Source organism: Pseudonocardia sp. TRM90224 (assembly GCF_021245725.1).
In the GTDB taxonomy this organism is placed as follows: Bacteria; Actinomycetota; Actinomycetes; order Mycobacteriales; family Pseudonocardiaceae; genus Pseudonocardia.
In genome coordinates, this window is the sequence record NZ_JAJGSX010000020.1 from 118,657 (window position 1) to 136,302 (window position 17,646).

16 protein-coding genes are annotated in these 17,646 nt (G+C 72.0%); 8 read left to right on the forward strand and 8 right to left on the reverse strand.

The window, feature by feature from the left end; translation table 11 throughout:
- Positions 1–33 precede the first annotated feature (33 nt).
- From LL648_RS25615 to LL648_RS25635, 5 genes are all read left to right on the forward strand, one after another.
- Positions 34–549 carry a TlpA family protein disulfide reductase gene (locus LL648_RS25615; RefSeq protein ID WP_232665271.1) on the forward strand — a complete coding sequence of 172 codons (516 nt, stop codon included), beginning with the start codon at positions 34–36 and terminating at the stop codon, positions 547–549.
- An 85-nt stretch (positions 550–634) separates the two neighbouring features.
- Complete coding sequence (locus LL648_RS25620; protein ID WP_232665272.1) at positions 635–2,521, forward strand: ABC transporter ATP-binding protein; 1,887 nt, start codon at positions 635–637, stop codon at positions 2,519–2,521.
- On the forward strand, positions 2,518–3,057 hold the full coding sequence (locus LL648_RS25625; RefSeq protein ID WP_232665273.1) for a MauE/DoxX family redox-associated membrane protein: 540 nt from the start codon (positions 2,518–2,520) through the stop codon (positions 3,055–3,057). Before LL648_RS25620 ends, LL648_RS25625 begins: the two co-directional genes overlap by 4 nt.
- Before the next feature lie 16 nt (positions 3,058–3,073).
- A complete protein-coding gene (locus LL648_RS25630) occupies positions 3,074–3,472 on the forward strand; it encodes a DUF5946 family protein (protein ID WP_232665274.1) in 399 nt (132 codons plus the stop codon).
- Between the two features lie 168 nt (positions 3,473–3,640).
- Complete coding sequence (locus LL648_RS25635; RefSeq protein WP_232665275.1) at positions 3,641–4,126, forward strand: YkgB family protein; 486 nt, start codon at positions 3,641–3,643, stop codon at positions 4,124–4,126.
- A 153-nt stretch (positions 4,127–4,279) separates the two neighbouring features.
- Here the strand turns inward: LL648_RS25635 and LL648_RS25640 are convergent, their stop codons facing one another.
- Genes LL648_RS25640 through glyA form a run of 6 tightly spaced genes read right to left on the reverse strand, consistent with a single transcriptional unit; the run spans position 4,280 to position 12,907 of the window.
- Complete coding sequence (locus tag LL648_RS25640) at positions 4,280–5,293, reverse strand: magnesium and cobalt transport protein CorA (protein WP_232665276.1); 1,014 nt, start codon at positions 5,291–5,293, stop codon at positions 4,280–4,282.
- A 21-nt stretch (positions 5,294–5,314) separates the two neighbouring features.
- On the reverse strand, positions 5,315–6,688 hold the full coding sequence (locus LL648_RS25645) for an L-serine ammonia-lyase (RefSeq protein WP_232665277.1): 1,374 nt from the start codon (positions 6,686–6,688) through the stop codon (positions 5,315–5,317).
- Positions 6,685–7,263, reverse strand: a complete 579-nt coding sequence (locus LL648_RS25650) for a sarcosine oxidase subunit gamma (RefSeq protein ID WP_232665278.1) — start codon at positions 7,261–7,263, stop codon at positions 6,685–6,687. The genes LL648_RS25645 and LL648_RS25650 overlap by 4 nt, the downstream gene beginning before the upstream one ends.
- The gene (locus tag LL648_RS25655) at positions 7,253–10,369 is read right to left on the reverse strand and encodes an FAD-dependent oxidoreductase (RefSeq protein WP_232665279.1); all 3,117 of its coding nucleotides are present in this window, start codon (positions 10,367–10,369) and stop codon (positions 7,253–7,255) included. The genes LL648_RS25650 and LL648_RS25655 overlap by 11 nt, the downstream gene beginning before the upstream one ends.
- A gap of 10 nt (positions 10,370–10,379) precedes the next feature.
- Positions 10,380–11,591 carry a sarcosine oxidase subunit beta family protein gene (locus LL648_RS25660; protein ID WP_232665316.1) on the reverse strand — a complete coding sequence of 404 codons (1,212 nt, stop codon included), beginning with the start codon at positions 11,589–11,591 and terminating at the stop codon, positions 10,380–10,382.
- 11 nt (positions 11,592–11,602) lie between these two features.
- Positions 11,603–12,907, reverse strand: a complete 1,305-nt coding sequence (glyA, locus tag LL648_RS25665) for a serine hydroxymethyltransferase (protein ID WP_232665280.1) — start codon at positions 12,905–12,907, stop codon at positions 11,603–11,605.
- A 172-nt stretch (positions 12,908–13,079) separates the two neighbouring features.
- On the opposite strand from glyA, the gene LL648_RS25670 reads away from it, so the two are divergent.
- A complete protein-coding gene (locus tag LL648_RS25670; protein WP_232665317.1) occupies positions 13,080–13,658 on the forward strand; it encodes a GntR family transcriptional regulator in 579 nt (192 codons plus the stop codon).
- A gap of 7 nt (positions 13,659–13,665) precedes the next feature.
- On the opposite strand, the gene LL648_RS25675 is transcribed toward LL648_RS25670, so the two are convergent.
- Positions 13,666–14,160 carry a GNAT family N-acetyltransferase gene (locus LL648_RS25675; protein WP_232665281.1) on the reverse strand — a complete coding sequence of 165 codons (495 nt, stop codon included), beginning with the start codon at positions 14,158–14,160 and terminating at the stop codon, positions 13,666–13,668.
- A 42-nt stretch (positions 14,161–14,202) separates the two neighbouring features.
- On the opposite strand from LL648_RS25675, the gene LL648_RS25680 reads away from it, so the two are divergent.
- Positions 14,203–15,018, forward strand: coding sequence for an SDR family NAD(P)-dependent oxidoreductase (locus LL648_RS25680; RefSeq protein ID WP_232665282.1), 816 nt, complete (start codon positions 14,203–14,205; stop codon positions 15,016–15,018).
- A gap of 122 nt (positions 15,019–15,140) precedes the next feature.
- On the opposite strand, the gene LL648_RS25685 is transcribed toward LL648_RS25680, so the two are convergent.
- Positions 15,141–16,436, reverse strand: coding sequence for a Gfo/Idh/MocA family protein (locus LL648_RS25685; protein ID WP_232665283.1), 1,296 nt, complete (start codon positions 16,434–16,436; stop codon positions 15,141–15,143).
- Between the two features lie 103 nt (positions 16,437–16,539).
- Between LL648_RS25685 and LL648_RS25690 the strand changes: the two genes are divergently transcribed.
- The gene (locus LL648_RS25690) at positions 16,540–17,523 is read left to right on the forward strand and encodes a LacI family DNA-binding transcriptional regulator (protein WP_232665284.1); all 984 of its coding nucleotides are present in this window, start codon (positions 16,540–16,542) and stop codon (positions 17,521–17,523) included.
- Positions 17,524–17,646: the final 123 nt, after the last annotated feature.

Genomic DNA, 17,646 nt, shown 5'->3' on the forward strand with positions numbered 1-17,646 from the left:
AGGGAAATAGCTGTGCCGTATCTGGTAGCCGGGGTGATCCTGGTTGGTCTGCTCGTTGTGCTGGACCTGTTGCTGACCTTCGGCGTGATCCGCCGGCTGCGTGAGCACACCGAGCTGTTGTCGCAGCGGCCGTCGATGCCGGACATCATTGCCGCCCCTGGCACGACGATCAGCTCGTTTGCTGCAACCACTGTGGAAGGTGACGTGATCGCCGACGCCGACCTGGTCGGCGGCACGATGGTCGGGTTCTTCTCGCCCGGCTGCGGCGCGTGCACGGAGCAGATGCCGGCGTTCCTGACGGCGGCGAAGTCGCACCCCGGTGGGCAGGAGCGGGTGCTCGCGGTCGTGACCGGTCGCGATGAGGACAGCGTCGAGCAGGTGCAGACGCTGTCGCCGGTGGCGCGAGTGGTGGTCGTCGAGCACGGACACGACGTCGAGAAGGCGTTCGCCGTCTCGGGCTACCCGGCGTTCGCGTTGATGGGCGACGGCGGCGCGGTCGCGGTCTCCGGTTCGCTGACGACGGTGGCCGCGGCCAGCGCAACCGCGTAGGGCACGCGTGTCGAGATCTACTGTGCAGGGCTCTACCTTGCCCGCCGGGCCGGGGATGGCGCGTTCCGCGCTGGCCGGAGCTCGGATGGCGTTCACGGCGGCGCCGGTGAAGCTGGTCGTCCAGATCGTGCTCTCGGTCGGGACGGCCACGCTTCCGGTGTTGGTGGCGTGGTTGACGAAGCTGGTCGTCGACACGCTGACCGACCGCCCACCCACGATCGAGCCGTTGTTGTGGCTGGCCGGCGGCCTGATGGGGGCCGGTCTGCTGCTGGCCCTGCTGCCGCGGATCGGCGGGTTCCTCGACCTGGAGACCGGCCGGGCGATCGCGATGATGACGCAGGAGCGTCTTTACACCGCGGTCGGTCGGATGCAGGGCATGGCCCGGTTCGAGGACCCGGCGTTCCGCGACCGCTTGCGGATGGCGCAGCAGGGCGGCGGGCAGTCGCCGGGGGAGATGCTCTCGTCGAGCATGTCGATCGCGAGCGGGGTCGTCACCGCGGTCGGGTTCCTCGGATCGCTGCTGATCATCAGCCCGATGATGGCGGGGATCGTGACGGCCGCGGCGGTGCCGGCGTTGATCGCGCAGCTGCGGTTGTCGCGGCGGCGGATGGGCATGATGTGGACGATCGGCCCGGCTGAGCGGCGGGAGTTCTTCTTCGGGATCCTGCTGGCCGATCAGCAGGCGGCGAAGGAGATCCGGCTGTTCGGGGCGGCACGATTCCTGCGCGACAAGATGCTCGCCGCGCGCCGCTCCGCCGACGCCGAGCGGCGCAAGATGGACATCCGCGACCTGCTCACCCAAGGCGGGTTGAGCACCTTGTCGGCTGCGGTGTCCGGTGGCGGGCTGGTGTGGGCGGTGATGCTCGCCTACGCCGGCTCGATCACCGCCGGCGACGTGCTGATGCTGGTCGCCGCGGTGACGGGCGTGCAGGGCGCGCTGTCCACGTTGACGATGGCGGTCTCGGGGCTGCACCACCAGCTGCTGCTCTTCGGGCACTACCTCGCGGTGGTGTGGAGCGAGCCGGACCTGCCGGTGGCCGCGAAGCCGCTGCCGGTGGCGGAGCTGCGCAAGGGCATCGAGCTGCGTGACGTCTGGTTCCGCTACTCCGACGACCAGCCGTGGGTGCTCGCCGGGGTCGACCTGTTCATCCCCGCCGGGCAGGCGGTCGCGCTGGTCGGACGCAACGGCGCCGGCAAGAGCACACTCGTGAAGCTGCTGTGCCGGTTCTACGACCCGACCCGCGGCCAGATCCTCTGGGACGGGGTCGATCTCAAGGAGATGGAGCTCACCGCGCTGCGCGATCGGATCGGGGCGGTGTTCCAGGACTTCATGGAGTACGACCTCACGGTCGCGGAGAACATCGCGATCGGCGACATCGATGCGCTCGAGGACCGGCCGCGGATCGTCGCGGCCGCCGAGCGTGGCGGGATCGCGGAGAAGATCGACACGTTCCCGAGCGGGTACGACTCGATGCTGAGCCGGATCTTCACCAGCGAGGCGGAGCGGGACGACCCCGAGAACGGGGTGTTGCTCAGCGGTGGGCAGTGGCAGCGGCTCGCGCTGGCGCGGGCGTTCCTGCGTGACCGCCGCGACCTGCTGATCCTCGACGAGCCGAGCTCCGGGTTGGACGCGGTCGCCGAGCACGAGGTGCACACGAGCCTGCGCGAGCACCGGCACGGCTGGACGAGCGTGTTGATCTCGCACCGGCTCGGTGCGGTGCGGGCGGCCGACCAGCTGATCGTGCTCTCGGACGGGGTGATCGTCGAGCAGGGCACGCACGACGAGCTGATGGCGAGCGGTGGCACGTACGCCGAGCTGTTCCGGCTGCAGGCCGCCGGCTACCAGGACGATTCCGGCGATGATGCCGGCGACGCTTCCGGTGCCCTGGGCGATCTCGGCGAGCCGGCCGACCCCGGTGTGCTGCTGGAGATCGAGGCAAGGGACATGGGTGTGCTTAAGGTGGAGCGATGAGCGTGGTCGGGATCGGGTGCAGCTGGCTGCTGGCCGCGGTGTTCGCCGTGTCGTCGGTCGGGAAGCTGCGCTCGGGCGCGGCGCTGCGTTCGTTCACGCGCTCGGTGAAGGACATGGACGTGCTGCCCGCAGGCGCGGTCGGCGCCGTGGGTGTTGCCGTGCCGGTGCTCGAAGCCGTCGCCGCCGTGGCACTGGTGGTGCCGGCCACGGCGGTGGCGGGAGCGGTGCTGGCGCTGGGCCTGCTGGCGGCGTTCACGGTCGGCGTGGCCGCGGTGCTGCGGCGCGGGACGGCGGCGTCGTGCCTGTGCTTCGGGGTGACCGAGCGTCCCTTCGGGCCACGTCACCTCGTCCGCAACGGGTTCCTCATCGCGGTCGCGTTGCTCGCCGCCGTGGCGTCGGCCGTGGGCGGCGGAGCGGTCGAGGCCGCTGGGGTGCTGCTCGCCGTCGGGGTGGGCCTGATCGTCGCCGTGCTGATCGTCATGTTCGACGAGCTGGTGGACCTGTTCGGCCCGTCGGCGCCGCGTCCCGTCCGCTGACCAGCACCATGTCCGCATGACGGACGAGCTGTTCCACGAGCTGCTGGCGCTGGACCACTCGCGGCGTCCGCCGTGGGGGCCGTTGCACGGCGTCGTGGTGGCCTGCCACCTCCTGCAGACGGCTCCGGGGCAGGTCAGGTCCGACGATCCGCGGCTCGTGCTGCTGCGCGACTTCGTCGACGGTGGGCTGCAGGCGGTCGCGGAACGGGCAGCGGCGTCGCGGCGAGGCAACTCGCACCGGTCGCGGTCGGCGTGGCCACCGGAGCCGTCGGGCCCGGAGCTGGCCGAGCCGGGCGGGTTCGCCGTCACGATCGCCGACGTCGCGGTCGAGGGGACGTTCCCCGCCGACGGCTACGAGGAGCGGGTGGCGCGCTGGGCGGCGGCGACCCTGGGCGCGTGGACGGGGACGCCCTGACCGAGCCCTGACCCCTGCGTACCGCAGCGGGCGTACGGGATCGCCCTGAGGCGTACGCCCGCGCCGGTAGCGAAGGTGTCCGTGCTCGACGGACGACCGGAGGGGGTCCTGGGCCGGAGTCTTGTCCTCGTTCGCAGGAGAGACAGACACCCAGTCCAGGAGGACGCCGTGCAGACCGTGACCCGCCCCCGCCCGTACCTGACCGAGCAGGCCCGCCCCGTCGCGATCGACGACCGCGTGATCGCCGGCCTGCGCGTCTGGGCGCCGACGTTGATGCGCTGGGCGCTGGGGCTCGTGTTCGTGTGGTTCGGAGTACTGAAGATCGTCAACCTGACGCCGGTGGCCGGGTTGGTCGCCGACACGCTCGCGTTCGTCCCGATCCCGTCGGCGGTGATCCTGCCGGCGCTGGGCGCGTTCGAGGTGGTCGTCGGCATCGCGCTGATGGCAGGCCGGGTCCTCCGTCCGGTGCTGGCCGTGATGGTCGGGCACCTGGCAGGGACGTTCCTGGTGCTGGTGACGCAGTTCAACGTGGCCTTCCAGGACGGCAACCCGCTGCTGCTGACCACCGAGGGCGAGTTCGTGATCAAGAACCTGGTGCTGATCGCGGGAGCCCTGTGCGTGGCCGCGGCGCTGCCGATGCGCCGGCGGGGCTGATGGGCGCCCTGCCGGGAGGCGGGGGCGTGCGTACCGAAGTTCCCCACCGTTTTGGGCACATGCGCGCTGAAATGGCGCGCATCCACCCAAAACGGTGGGGAAGTCGGCGGTTGGGGCGCGGATCTTTGCACCCACCTCGCCCGTGATGGGCCCCTACAGCCACCCGCTCCGCCGGAACACGCGGTAGAGCACGACGCACAGCGCGACCATCACCACCATCACGACCGGGAAGCCGAAGGGCGAGTGCAGGCCGGGGATCGCGTCGAAGTTCATGCCGTAGATCCCGGCGACCATGGTCGGGACGGCGATGATCGCGACCCACGCGGAGATCTTGCGCATGTCCGCGTTCTGCCGGGTGGCGATGTGGGTCTGCTCCAGCGCCAGCCGGGCCTGCTGCATCGCGACCTGCGCGCTGTTCGCGTCGAGCATGCTGCTGAGCAGCGAGCTGACGCGCTCGACGTCCTCGGCGACCCTGACCAGCCGGTCCTCGACACCGCCGTAGTAGGTGCGGACGCTCTGCGGCACCATCGGGAACCGGCCGGCGGCGAGGTGCATCATCAGGCTGGTCAGCGGCGCGCTCGCCCGCTGGAATTCCAGCACCTCGCGCTTGAGCCGGTAGATCCGCTCAGCGTGCTCGGCGACCTCGGGGGAGAAGACGGCCTGCTCGACCTCGCGCAGCGAGTCGTCGAGACCTCCGAGGACGGGGATGTAGTCGTCGATGATCCGGTCGACGGCCGCGTAGACCACAGTGCAGGGCCCGTTGCACAGCAGTTCGGGCTTGGCTTCGAGGTCCTTGCGGGTGCTGGCGAGCTCGCTCGACGCGCCGTAGCGCAAGGTGATCACGAACGTGGGGCCGGCGACGACCACGATCCGCCCGAGCTCGACCCGCTCGTCCTCCGGGACGTAGAGAGCGGTCTTGAACACCGCGTAGAGGACCTCGCCGTCGACCGCCACCTCCGGCCGGTTGCGATAGCGGATCGCTTCGGCGAACGCCTCGGGGTCGAGCCCGAACTCCGCTCGCACCGCGGCCACCTCGTCGGCGGAGGGGTCGTGCAGCCCCACCCAGACGAACGTGTCGTCCTCGACGCAGACCGCAGCGGCCCGGTCGAGGTCGAGCGTGCCCTCGACACGCCGACCTGCCCGGTACGCGGCGCAGTCGGTGATCACGCCTTCAGCGTAGCTGCGACCTCAGCACTCGACGACGTTCAGCGCGAGACCCCCGCGCGCGGTCTCCTTGTACTTGTCCTTCATGTCCGCGCCGGTCTCGCGCATCGTCTTGATCGCCTTGTCGAGGGTGACGTGGTGCCGCCCGTCGCCGCGCACGGCCATGCGCGCCGCGGCGATCGCCTTGATCGAGCCGATCGCGTTGCGTTCGATGCACGGGATCTGGACGAGCCCGCCCACCGGGTCGCAGGTGAGGCCGAGGTTGTGCTCGATGCCGATCTCCGCGGCGTTCTCCACCTGCTCGGGCGTGCCGCCCAGCACCTCGGCGAGCCCGCCGGCCGCCATCGAGCACGCCGAGCCGACCTCGCCCTGGCAGCCGACCTCCGCCCCGGAGATGGAGGCGTTCTCCTTGAACAGGAGCCCGATCGCGCCCGCGGTCAGCAGGAACTGCACCACGCCGTCGTCGCTGAACGACCGCACGAACTGCCGGTAGTAGTGCAGGACCGCGGGGATGATCCCGGCTGCGCCGTTGGTGGGCGCGGTGACGACGCGCCCGCCGCCGGCGTTCTCCTCGTTGACGGCCAGCGCGTACATCGTGACCCACTCCATCGCGCGCAGCGGGTCGTCCTCGTCGCCGCCGGATTCGAGCTTCTCGCGCAGCGTCGCTGCCCGCCTGCGCACCTTCAGGCCGCCCGGCAGCACGCCGGGGGTGTGCGCGCCGCGCTCGACGCACTCCTGCATGACCGCCCAGATGTGCAGCAGGCCCTCGCGGACCTCCGCCTCCGTGCGCCACGCCAGCTCGTTGGCCAGCATCAGCTCGCTGATGCTCCGGCCGGTGTCGGTCGTCAGCTTCAGCAGCTCGTCGCCGGTCGAGAACGGGTACGGCACCGGGGTCGGGTCGGCGACGAGCACCGGGTTGCCCGCGGCGTCCTCGTCGACGACGAACCCGCCGCCCACCGAGTAGAACTCCCTGGCGAAGAGCACCTCGCCGGCAGCGTCGAGCGCCCGGAACAGCATCCCGTTGGTGTGGAACGGCAGCCGCTTGCGCCGGTGCAGCACGACGTCGTCGTCGACCGCGAACGGCACCTCGTGGGTGCCGCCCAGCCGCAACCGTCCCGTCGCGCGCACGGTGTCGACCCGCTCCTGCGCGCCGGCGGGGTCGACGAGGTCGGGCTGCTCACCCTCCAGCCCGAGCACCACCGCCTTGACGCTGCCGTGCCCGTGACCCGTCGCCCCGAGCGAGCCGAACAGCTCCACCCGGACGCCCGCGACGCGGTCGAGGAACCGGTCGTCGCGCAGCCGCTCGACGAACAGGTACGCCGCGCGCATAGGGCCGACCGTGTGCGAGCTGGACGGCCCGATCCCGACCTTGAACAGGTCGAACACGCTGATGGTCACGAGTGCTCCTGCGCGGCGTCGAGCAGCCAGCTCGCCAGGTACCGCGCGAACGTCGAGCGGACGAGCAGGCGGTAGTCGCTCGCGGAGTCGTCCAGCGCGAGCAGCACGATCCCTGCCATCCCCACCGTGGTCTGCGCCGCGGAACCGGTCGCGAACACGCTCGGGTGCAGGTCGACGGCGCAGCCCGAGGCGAGCACGTCGGCGGCGTGCGCACCGCGCAGCCGCAGCGTGGTGCGCTGCGCCGAGACGTCGACGACGGCGCCGTCCGCCCCCACCGCCTCCCGCAGGCCGGCCTCCAGCGCCTCCGGGCTGGCGAACGGGCTCGTCACCAGCCACTCGTCCGGTCCCAGCCAGATCACGGTGGCCGTGTCGCCCTGCACCCAGGTGTTCGGCGCCTCGGGCAGGGCGACGCCCAGGTACGCCGCGACGTCGGCACCGGCCGGCCCGGCGGGATCGAGACGCAGGTCGACCTGCGCGACGAACTGCTCCGTGAGCACCTGCACCGAGTCGGGCAGCGTCGCGAACAGCCCGCCCCACTGGTGCAAGGGTCCGATGCGGGCGAGGTCAGCCGTCACGGCGGGCTCCTTCGGGGTCGACGAGCACGGGGCCGGTGACCTCGACGGGCACCAGCTCACCGCCGATCGGCACGTGCAGGGTCGAGCCGATCCGCGCCCGCCCGGCCTTGACCAGCGCGAGCGCGAACGGCCGACCCAGCTCGGCGCTGCGGTAGCTCGACGTGACGTGTCCGAGCATCGGCACCGGCGGCTCGGGCAGCGTGGCGTGCTCGACGATCTGCGAGCCCTCCGGCAGCAGCGTCGTGCCGTCGACGGGCAGCAGCCCGACCAGCTGCTTGCGGTCGGGGTTGTGGTTCTCGGCGCGGTCGAACGAGCGCTTCCCGACGAAGTCGGGCTTCTTCTTCGACACCGCCCACGCCATGCCGAGGTCGTGCGGGGTGACGGTGCCGTCGGTGTCCTGCCCGATGATCGGGTAGCCCTTCTCGGCGCGCAGCACGTGCATCGTCTCGGTGCCGTACGGGGTGATCCCGTGCGGGCGGCCGGCCTCGATCAGCAGGTCCCACACCGCTTGCGCGCGCCACGAGTCGACGTTCACCTCGAACGCGAGCTCGCCGGAGAAGCTGATCCGCGCGACCCTGACCGGCACGTCCGCGATCCGGACGTCGCGCCAGGTCATGAACGGGAACCCGGCCGCGGAGACGTCCAGGTCGGGCAGCACCGCGGCGATCACGTCGCGCGAGCGCGGCCCGACGACCGGGAACGTCGCCCAGTGGTCGGTCACCGACGTGAGGTGCACCCGCAGCTCCGGCCACTCCGTCTGCAGCCACTCCTCCATCCAGTCGAGTATCCGCGCGGCGCCGCCGGTCGTGGTGATCACCAGGAAACGGTCGTCGGCGAGGCGCAGCACCGTGCCGTCGTCGATCACCATGCCGTCGACGCCGCACATCACGCCGTAGCGCACGGAACCGACCTTGAGGCTGCTCATGAGGTTCGTGTAGATCCGGTCGAGCAGCACCGCGGCGTCGGGCCCCTGCACGTCGATCTTGCCGAGGGTCGAGCCGTCGATGATCCCGACACCGGTGCGGGTGGCCGCGCACTCGCGCAGCACGGCGGCTTCCATGTCCTCGCCGGGATGCGGGTAGAAGCGCGGCCGCTTCCACTGCCCGACGTCCTCGAACACCGCGCCTTGCGCGACGTGCCAGTCGTGCAGTGCGGTGAACCGCTCTGGGTCGAACAGCGCGCCCCGGTCGCGCCCGGCCAGCGCGGCGAACGCGACGGGCGTGTACGGCGCGCGGAACGTCGTCGTGCCCAGCTGCGCCACCGGGACGCCCAGCAGCTCCGCCGTGATGCCCGAGGCGATCACCCCGGACGTCTTGCCCTGGTCGTGCGCGGTGCCGATCGTCGTGTACCGCTTGACGTGCTCCACCGAGCGCATGCCGGCGCCGACCGCGCGCGCGATGTCGGCGCCGGTCGCGTCGCGCTGGATGTCGACGAACTGCGCCGACTCGTCGCCCGGCGTGCGCCACAGGACCAGCGGGGCAGTCCGCGGCGGTTCGTCCACGGGCCGGCCGAGGCAGCCCGCCAGGTCGAACGTGCCGCCGGCGGCGCCGACCACCGTGACGCCGGGCAGCGGCGGGCCGGGCAGGAAGGCGCCGAGCGCCTCGTCGTAGCGCAGCTCGCCGCGGACCTGGCTGAACAGGTGGACGGCCGGGTTCCAGCCACCGCTGACCAGCAGCAGGTCGCACGGGAAGCGCTCGCCGGCGTGCACCGCGGTGACGCGGCCGGTGGTGGGGTCGCCGTCGGTGCCGGTGACCAGCGTTCCGGCGTGCACGGGGATGCCGCGGCGCTCGCACTCGCCGAGCCAGTGCGCGGGCGGCGCGGGCCTGGCGTCGAGCACCGCGCGGACGGTCGCGCCCGCGTCGGCGAGGTCGACGGCAGCGGCGTAGGCGGCGTCGTCGGTGGTGAAGACGACGACCTCGCGGCCGGCGAGCACGCCGTAGCGGTGCAGGAACGTTCGCGCGCCGGCGGCGAGCATGATCCCCGGCCGGTCGTTGTCGGCGAAGACCACCGGGCGCTCGTGCGCCCCGGTCGCGATGACGATCTCCCGCGCCCGGATCCGCCAGACGCGCTGCCGGGAGCGGTGCGCTGCGCCTCCGACGACCGCGCTACCAACGACTGGGCGGCGCTCGACGGCGAGCACGAACCCGTCGTCGTAGTGCCCGAACGCGGTGGTGCGCTGCAGGAGCCGCACGTCGGGGTGCGCGGCCAGCTCGGCCGTCACCGCGGCGACCCAGTCGAGCGCAGGCCGGCCGTCGATGAGGTCGGCGGTGCCGAGCAGCGCGCCGCCCGGCTCGGTCTGCTCGTCGACCAGCACCACCCGGCGTCCCGCCCGGGCCGCCGCCAGCGCGGCGGTGAGCCCGGCCGGGCCGGCGCCGACGACGAGGACGTCCGCGTGGGCGTGCATCGCGTCGTAGCGGGCGGTGTCGGCGACCGTGGCGAGCCGGCCGCGGCCGGGGAGGCCGCGCGCGACCAGCCCATCGCTCAGCTCGACCGTGGTGGCCAGCAGCATCGGCTCCGGGAACGGCTCCTCGACCTGCACCAACCCGCCCGGGTCCTCGGCCCACGCGGCGCCGATGCCACGCGGGCGGCCGAGGTTGACGCTCGTCCCGACCCGGTGGATGCCGTGCGCGAGCAGCGCCGAGGCGAGCGTGTCGCCCGGGTGCCCGGTGAGCTGGCGGCCGTCGAACGTGAACCGCAGCACCGCGTCGCCGTCGACGCGACCGCGCCCCGGAACCCGCAACTCGCCCTCACGCCCTCCTGCGTGGGTGGCCGGGAGGGCAGGAAAGCCACTTTCCGGCCCTGTGGGGGCAGGAAAGTGGCTTTCCTGCCCTCCCCGGCGCTGACCCCGAGGGCCTCGGGCCGGCGCCGGATCGAACGCGTACGTGGTGGTATCGCGCACGGCGTCGAACCACCGCCGGCACCCCGTCGAGTGCGTCCAACGCTCGCGGAAGCGGCCCTTCGGGTTGGAGCGGAAGAAGACGTAGTGCGCCCACTCGGTGTCGTCGAGCGCCGATGGTTCCGGCGGGTAGACGACCCCGGCCTCCCCGCCGTAGTGGAACTCGGTCTCCTCGCGCGGCCCGCACCACGGGCAGTCGATGAGTTGCACGGGATTCTCCTCAGTGGGCCACGGCGGCGGCGCCGTGCTCGTCGACCAGCGCGCCCGTGACGAACCGGTCGAGCGTGAACGGGGCGTTGAACGGGTGCGGCTCGTCGTGCGCGACGGTGTGCGCGAGGCACCACCCCACGCCGGGGGTCGCCTTGAAACCACCTGTACCCCATCCGCAGTTCAGGTACAGGTTCGAGTACGGCGTGCGCCCCACGATCGGCGATGCGTCCGGCGTGACGTCCACGATCCCGCCCCACGAGCGCAGCAGGTGCGCCCGCGCGAACACCGGGAACAGCTCGACGGCCGCGGCCATCTGCCGCTCGATGATGTGGAACGCGCCGCGCTGCCCGTACCCGTTGTAGGAGTCGACGCCGGCGCCCATCACCAGCTCGCCCTTGTGCGCCTGCGACACGTAGACGTGCACGGCGTTGGACATGACGACCGTCGGGTGCACGGGCTCCAACAGCTCCGAGACGAGTGCCTGCAGCGGATGGCTCTGCACGGGCACGCGGAAGCCGAGCATGTCGGTCAGCACCGAGGTGTGGCCGGCGGCGCACAACACGACCCGGCCCGCGGCGATGTCGCCGCGCGACGTCCGGACGCCGGTGACCCGGTCGCCGCTGGTCGTGAAGCCGGTGACGGCGCAGTCCTGCAGCAGGTCGACGCCCGCCGCCGCGGCCTTGCGGGCGAACCCCCAGGCCACGTAGTCGTGCTTCGCGATCCCGCCCCGCGGCTGGTAGGTGGCGCCCAGCACCGGGTAGCGGATCTCCTGCGACACGTTGACGATCGGGCAGACCTTCGCCACCTCGTCCGGCGTGAGCCACTGCGCGTCGATCCCGTTGAGCCGGTTCGCCTCGACCCGCCGGACGCTGTCGCGCACGTCCTGCAGCGTGTGCGCGAGGTTGAGCACGCCGCGCTGGCTGAACAGGATCGGGTAGTCGAGGTCCTCCTCCAGGCCCTCCCAGAGCTTCAGCGAGTGCTCGTATATGCCCGCGCTCTCGTCCCAGAGGTAGTTGGAGCGGATCACCGTGGTGTTGCGGGCCATGTTGCCGCCGGCCAGCCACCCCTTCTCGACGACCGCGACGTCGGTGATGCCGTGGTTCTTCGCGAGGTAGTGCGCGGTGGCGAGACCGTGGCCGCCGCCACCGACGATCACGACGTCGTAGGAGCGCTTCGGCTCGGGGTTGTCCCAGAGGAAGTCCGGGTGCTCGGGCACCGCCATCTCTGGTGCGCTCACTTCTGCAGGGCCGGGTAGAGCGGGAACCGCGAGGCGAGCGCGGAGACCTTCCCGCGCAGCACCTGCAGGGCGTCCTCGTCGGTCCCGGGCCGCAGCACCGTCGCGATGGTTTCCGCGACCTCGGTGAACTCAGCCTCGCCGAACCCGCGGGTGGCGAGCGCCGCCGTGCCGATCCGGACGCCGGAGCTGATCATCGGGGGGCGCGGGTCGAACGGGACGGCGTTGCGGTTCACGGTGATCCCGGCGGCGTGCAGGCGGTCCTCGGCCTGCTTCCCGTCCAGCTGCGAGTCGCGCAGGTCGACGAGCACGAGGTGCACGTCTGTGCCACCGCTAACGACGTTGACGCCGGCGGCGCGCGAGTCGTCGGCGAGCAACCGCTCGGCCAGCAACCGGGCGCCGTCGAGCGTGCGTTGCTGCCGGTCGCGGAACGCCTCGCCCGCGGCGAGCTTGAACGCCACCGCCTTCGCCGCGATGACGTGCTCCAGCGGGCCGCCCTGCTGCCCGGGGAAGACCGCCGAGCTGAACTTCTTGCGCAGCTCCTCGGCCGCGTCGCCGGCGGAGAGGATGAACCCGCCGCGCGGGCCGGCGAGCGTCTTGTGGGTGGTGCTCGTGACGACGTGCGCGTGTGGCACGGGGGAGGGGTGCAGCCCCGCGGCGACCAGCCCGGCGAAGTGCGCCATGTCGACCATCAAGTATGCGCCGACCTCGTCGGCGATCCGCCGGAACTCCGCGAAGTCGAGGTGGCGCGGGTAGGCCGACCAGCCCGCGACGATCAGCTTCGGCCGGTGCTCGTGGGCGAGCCGTTCGACCTCCGCCATGTCGACGCGGTGGTCGTCCTCGCGCACGTGGTAGGCGGCGACGTCGTAGAGCTTGCCGGAGAAGTTGAGCCGCATGCCGTGGGTGAGGTGCCCGCCGTGGGCCAGGTCGAGCCCGAGGATCCGGTCGCCCGGCGAGAGCAGCGCGGCCATCGCGGCGGCATTGGCCTGCGCGCCGGAATGCGGCTGGACGTTGGCGTAGTCGGCGCCGAACAGGGTGCTGACCCGCTCGATCGCGAGCCGCTCGACGACGTCGACGTGCTCGCACCCCCCGTAGTAGCGCCGCCCGGGATAGCCCTCGGCGTACTTGTTGGTGAGGACGGAGCCCTGCGCCTGCATCACGGCGAGCGGGGCGACGTTCTCGCTCGCGATCATCTCCAGCGTCGACTCCTGGCGGTCCAGCTCTGCGACGACGGCGGCGTGGATCTCGGGGTCGGTCTCGGCGAGCGGGGTGTTGAGGATGTCGGCGTCGGTCGCGAGTGTCACGAGGCCACCTTCTGCGGGGTCAGTGTCCGGATACTGATATATCAATGCGCGGTGTACGGTAGGCGCGCGTTGTGCGCCTGGTCAAGGAGGGGGTCCTGTGAGCTTGCAGGATGTGTCGCTACCCGGTTCGCTCGCCGATCGCGCGTACGAGGCCATCCGCGACCGGTTGATCATGCTCGACATCCGGCCCGGCGAGCCGCTCAACGACGAGCTGCTGGCGCAGGAGCTGGCGACGGGCCGCACCCCGGTGCGCGAAGCGCTCAAGCGACTCGAAGGCGACCGGCTCGTCGTCGCCTACCCGCGCCGCGGGACGTTCGCGACGGCCGTCGACATCACCGACCTCGCGCACATCTCCGAGATCCGCGCCGAGCTGGAGCCGCTCGCCGCGGCCCGCGCCGCCCGCAACGCCTCGACCGCGACCCGCGCGCAGCTCAGCGCGATCGCGGCCGGCATCGCCGGAGCACACCAGATCGACGAGCGACGGGCGCTGCTGCGCCGCGACGTCGAGGTGCACCGCAGCATCTACCGCGCGGCCGGCAACCCGCACCTCGAGGACATCCTCGTGCGCCAGGACAACCTCGCCACCCGCATCTGGGGCCTGTTCCTCGACCGCCTCCCCGGCCTCGCCGGCCACATCGGCGAGCACGCCGAGCTGCTCGCCGCGATCATCGAGGGCGACGCGGACGCGGCCGCCCGGCTCGCGCTGGAGCACGTCGTCGGGTTCGAGAAGGCGATCCGCGACGTGATGTAGTCCGCCGCTACGGCACGAGCGGCTTGACCATCTGCATCGCCGTGACGTGGTAGCCGAGGCTCGCGTAGAGGGCGATCGCGTACGTGTTGTCGCCGAAGACGTTCAGGCCGAGCTCCTTGTGCCCGCGCGCCGCGACCTCCCGCTCTGCGGCCAGCATGATCGCCCGCCCGTAGCCCTTCCGGCGGTGCTCCGGATCCACCCAGAGGTCGTACACCCAGGGCTGGCGCCGGCCAGGCGCCGGCATCGCCAGCCAGAGCCAGCCGACGTCTGTGCCGTTCTCGTCTGTGCCGTTCTCGTTTGCGCCGTCCTCGACCGCGGTGAAGAAGAGCATGCCCGCCGTCGAGCTGCCGTCGGGGAGCAGCTCCAGCAGCTCGCTGCGGGCCTGTTGCTCCGCGGTCGCCTCGTCGAACACTCCCGCGCGGGCCTTCAGCGTGCCGTAGTCGATGGCCTGGTTCGCGAGGAAGCGGTCGAACTCGTCGTGCGTCATGGCCCGCAGGTGCATGGCCCGATCATGGCGCGTGCGCCATCAGGCAGCATGAGCCGCATGCGGGATTTCTCTGGCAAGGTCGCGGTGATCACCGGTGCGGGCTCGGGGATCGGCCGTGCGCTGGCCGTCGAGCTGGCAGAACGCGGCGCGCGGCTCGCGCTCTCCGACATCGACGAGGGCGCCGTCGCCGACACGGGGGCCCGCTGCGAGAAGCTGGCCGCGCAGGTGCGCACCGACCGGCTCGACGTCGCCGACCGGGCCGCCGTGCACGCGAACGCCGACGCGGTCGCAGAGCACTTCGGGCAGGTCAACCTGGTCGTCAACAACGCGGGTGTGGCGTTGATGGCCAACGTCGCCGACATGACGTGGGAGGACCTCGACTGGATCGTCGGGATCAACTTCTGGGGTGTCGTGCACGGCACCAAGGCCTACCTGCCGCACCTCATCGCGTCCGGCGACGGGCACGTCGTGAACCTCTCCAGCGTCTTCGGCCTCATCGGAGTGCCGACGCAGAGCGCGTACAACGCGACGAAGTTCGCCGTGCGCGGCTTCACCGAGGCGCTGCGCCAGGAGATGCTGATCTCGAAGCACCCCGTCGGCGTCAGCTGCGTGCACCCCGGCGGAATCCGCACCAACATCGCCCGCGCGGCCCGCGCACCCCGGGAACGGACCCCCGACCAGCGCGCGAAGGACTTCGCCCGCATCGCCCGCACCACCCCGACCGCCGCGGCCCGCACCATCCTGCGCGGGGTCGAACGCAACCGCCCGCGCATCCTGATCGGAGCCGACGCGCGCGCCATCGACGCCCTGCCCCGCGTCCTGGGGGCCGGCTACCAGCGCATCGTGGCGCTGGCGGCGTCGCGGGGCCTGTAACGGGGGACCGCACGAAGGGAATGCGTGCGTCACGCACACGTTGCCTGGAAAGTCACTTTCCAGGCGCGTGGGGCCGGGAAAGTGGCTTTCCAGGCACACCCGGAGGGTGCCTTCCGCGGGTGCTATGGCGTGAGGATCTCCTTCGCCGTCACCGGTAGGCCGGTTTCGAACGAGCGGTTCGCGGCCAGGCCCGTGACCAACGACCACGCCCCGTCGAGCGCGCCCGCGCTGCGGCCGAGAGGGTCGGTGGGGTCCGGGGTGAGCAGGTCGGCGAGCATGCGTGCGTCGCCGCCGCCGTGCCCGTGCCCGAGCGGGGAGTCGAGCAGCGTCTGCGGCGGCTCCCAGTGCGGGTGCAGCGTGAGCGTCGCGCGGGCGTCCTGCTCGGCCTTCGTGCCGTGGATGCCGTGTGTCTCGGCGCGGGCCCACCGGTTCTCGTGGACGATCAGCTCCAGCCGCCCCCGGCTGCCGTTGAACGCCACCCGGTAGCCCTCCCACGGCGAGTACGCCGTGAGGTGGTAGCTCATCGTCGCGCCGCGCGCGTACCGCACGAGCACCGCCATGTCGTCCTCGATCGTGATCCCGGGGGCGAAGACGTTCTGGTCGCGGTGGTAGCCGTCGTCGCCCTCGGCGTCGAGGTACAGCTCGCGCAGCTCGTCGTTCTCGGCGAGCCGGATCGCGAACGGGTCGTCGGCCGCCTCCGGGGCGCCGTGCGCCCGCACGTAGTCGCGGGCCAGCCCGCGCCGCTCGCCGTTCTCGCGACCGTAGAAGAAGAGCGAGCCCGAGCCGAAGACCAGCTCGGGGCGGTCGTCGAGCCACCAGTTGACGAGGTCGAAGTGGTGGGTCGACTTGTGCACCATCAGCCCGCCGGAGTTGGCCTTCATCCGGTGCCACCGCCGGAAGTAGTCGGCGCCGTGGCGGGTGTCGAGCAGCCACTCGAAGTGCACCGAGCCGATCTCGCCGATCGAGCCGGCCGCGAGCGCCTTCTTCACCTCCTCGTGCACGGGGTTGTAGCGGTAGTTGAACGTCACCCGCACCGTCCCGCGCGACGCCCGCTCCGCGTCGAGGATCCGGCGGGCGCGTTCGGCGTCGATCGTCATCGGCTTCTCGGTGATCACGTCGCAGCCCGCTTCGAGCGCCGCGACGATGTAGCCGTCGTGCGTGGCGTCCATCGAGGTGACGACCACCGTGTCGGGCCGCTGCGCTTTGAGCACGTCGGCGAACCGGTCGGGCCCGAACGTCGGCACCTCGGGGTGCCCGAGAGCGGTGACCGCGCGGTTGTGCACCGCCATCCGCGTCGCGTTCGGGTCGCAGAACGCCACCAGCTCGGCCTGGTCGCGGTACGGGCCGGCGAGCGCCTCGGTGTAGAGGCCGGCCCGGCCGCCGAGTCCGACAACGGCGAACCTGCGGCGAGAGGTCACGTGAGCACCCTTTCAGTCCGACGACGGAGTGTTGCTGCAAACGTTCCCACAATGTTTCACGCTACTGTGTGTCACGCAACAGGCGGTGACAGGAGGGCGTGGGGTGGCGGCAACCATTCGCGACGTGGCGAGCGCGGCGGGGGTGTCCGCGTCGACGGTCTCGCGTGCGTTCACGGCACCCGACCTGGTCGGCGAGGAGACGAGGGGCCGCGTGCGCGACGCCGCCCAGCGGCTCGGATATCTGCCGAACCGGCAGGCCAGCGGGCTGATCACCGGCCGCACCGGCAACATCGGCCTGGTCGTCCCCGACCTCGCCAACCCGTTCTACACCGAGATCCTCAAGCCGCTGCAGAGCCGCGCCCGCGGCGCCGACTACGAGCTGGTGCTGACCGACTCCGAGGAGGATCCCGAGCTCGAACCGGTGCTGGTGCGGCGGCTCGCGGGCCAGGTCGACGGGCTGATCCTGTGCTCGCCGCGGATGAGCGACGAGCAGCTCGCCGACCTGCCGGCCGGGCTGCCGATCGTCACGATGTACCGCGAGGTGCCGGGCCGTCCGTGCGTGCTCGTCGACTACGCCGACGGCATGGAGCAGGTGGTGCGCCACCTGGTCGCGCTGGGCCACCGCAGGATCGCCTATGTCGCCGGTCCGCGCGGCTCACGGGCCGGTGCGCTGCGGCGGGAGGGCTTGCAGGCCGCGATCGGGAGGTCCGACGCCGAGCTGGTCGAGATCGGGCACCACCCGCCGCACTTCGACGGCGGCGGCGCGGCGGCCGACCCGGTGCTGGCCAGCGGGGCGACGGCGGTGATCGCCTTCAACGACCTCGTCGCGCTCGGGCTGCTCGCGATGTTCACGCAACGCGGGGTGCGGGTGCCCGCCGAGCTGAGTGTCGTGGGCTGCGACGACGTCGCCATCACCGCCATGGCCGGCGTCCCATTGACCACGGTGTCGGTGCCGTTCGCGCGAGCGGTCCGCAACGCCGTCGACCTGCTGCTCGCCACGATCGCCGGGAACGATGCGGCGCCCCGCCCCACCCGGTTGCCGACGCACCTCGTGGCGCGCGGGAGCACGGGCCCGGCGCCGCGCTGACCCGGAGTTGCCCACCGTTTTGCCAACCTGCACAGGCAAAACGGCGTGCAGGTTGGCAAAACGGTGGGGACGTTCGGGTGGCGGCCGGCGGACACGGGCGCGGGCGCACACCCCGGACGTGCC

Excerpts from the sequence above, each read along its gene's own strand:
- LL648_RS25620 (WP_232665272.1), top strand. The coding sequence starts at position 635 with ATGGCGTTCACGGCGGCGCCGGTGAAGCTGGTCGTCCAGATCGTGCTC.
- LL648_RS25625 (WP_232665273.1), top strand. The coding sequence starts at position 2,518 with ATGAGCGTGGTCGGGATCGGGTGCAGCTGGCTGCTGGCCGCGGTGTTC.
- LL648_RS25630 (WP_232665274.1), top strand. The coding sequence starts at position 3,074 with ATGACGGACGAGCTGTTCCACGAGCTGCTGGCGCTGGACCACTCGCGG.
- LL648_RS25660 (WP_232665316.1), bottom strand. The coding sequence starts at position 11,591 with ATGGCGGTGCCCGAGCACCCGGACTTCCTCTGGGACAACCCCGAGCCG.
- LL648_RS25670 (WP_232665317.1), top strand. The coding sequence starts at position 13,080 with ATGCTCGACATCCGGCCCGGCGAGCCGCTCAACGACGAGCTGCTGGCG.
- LL648_RS25675 (WP_232665281.1), bottom strand. The coding sequence starts at position 14,160 with ATGCACCTGCGGGCCATGACGCACGACGAGTTCGACCGCTTCCTCGCG.
- LL648_RS25680 (WP_232665282.1), top strand. The coding sequence starts at position 14,203 with ATGCGGGATTTCTCTGGCAAGGTCGCGGTGATCACCGGTGCGGGCTCG.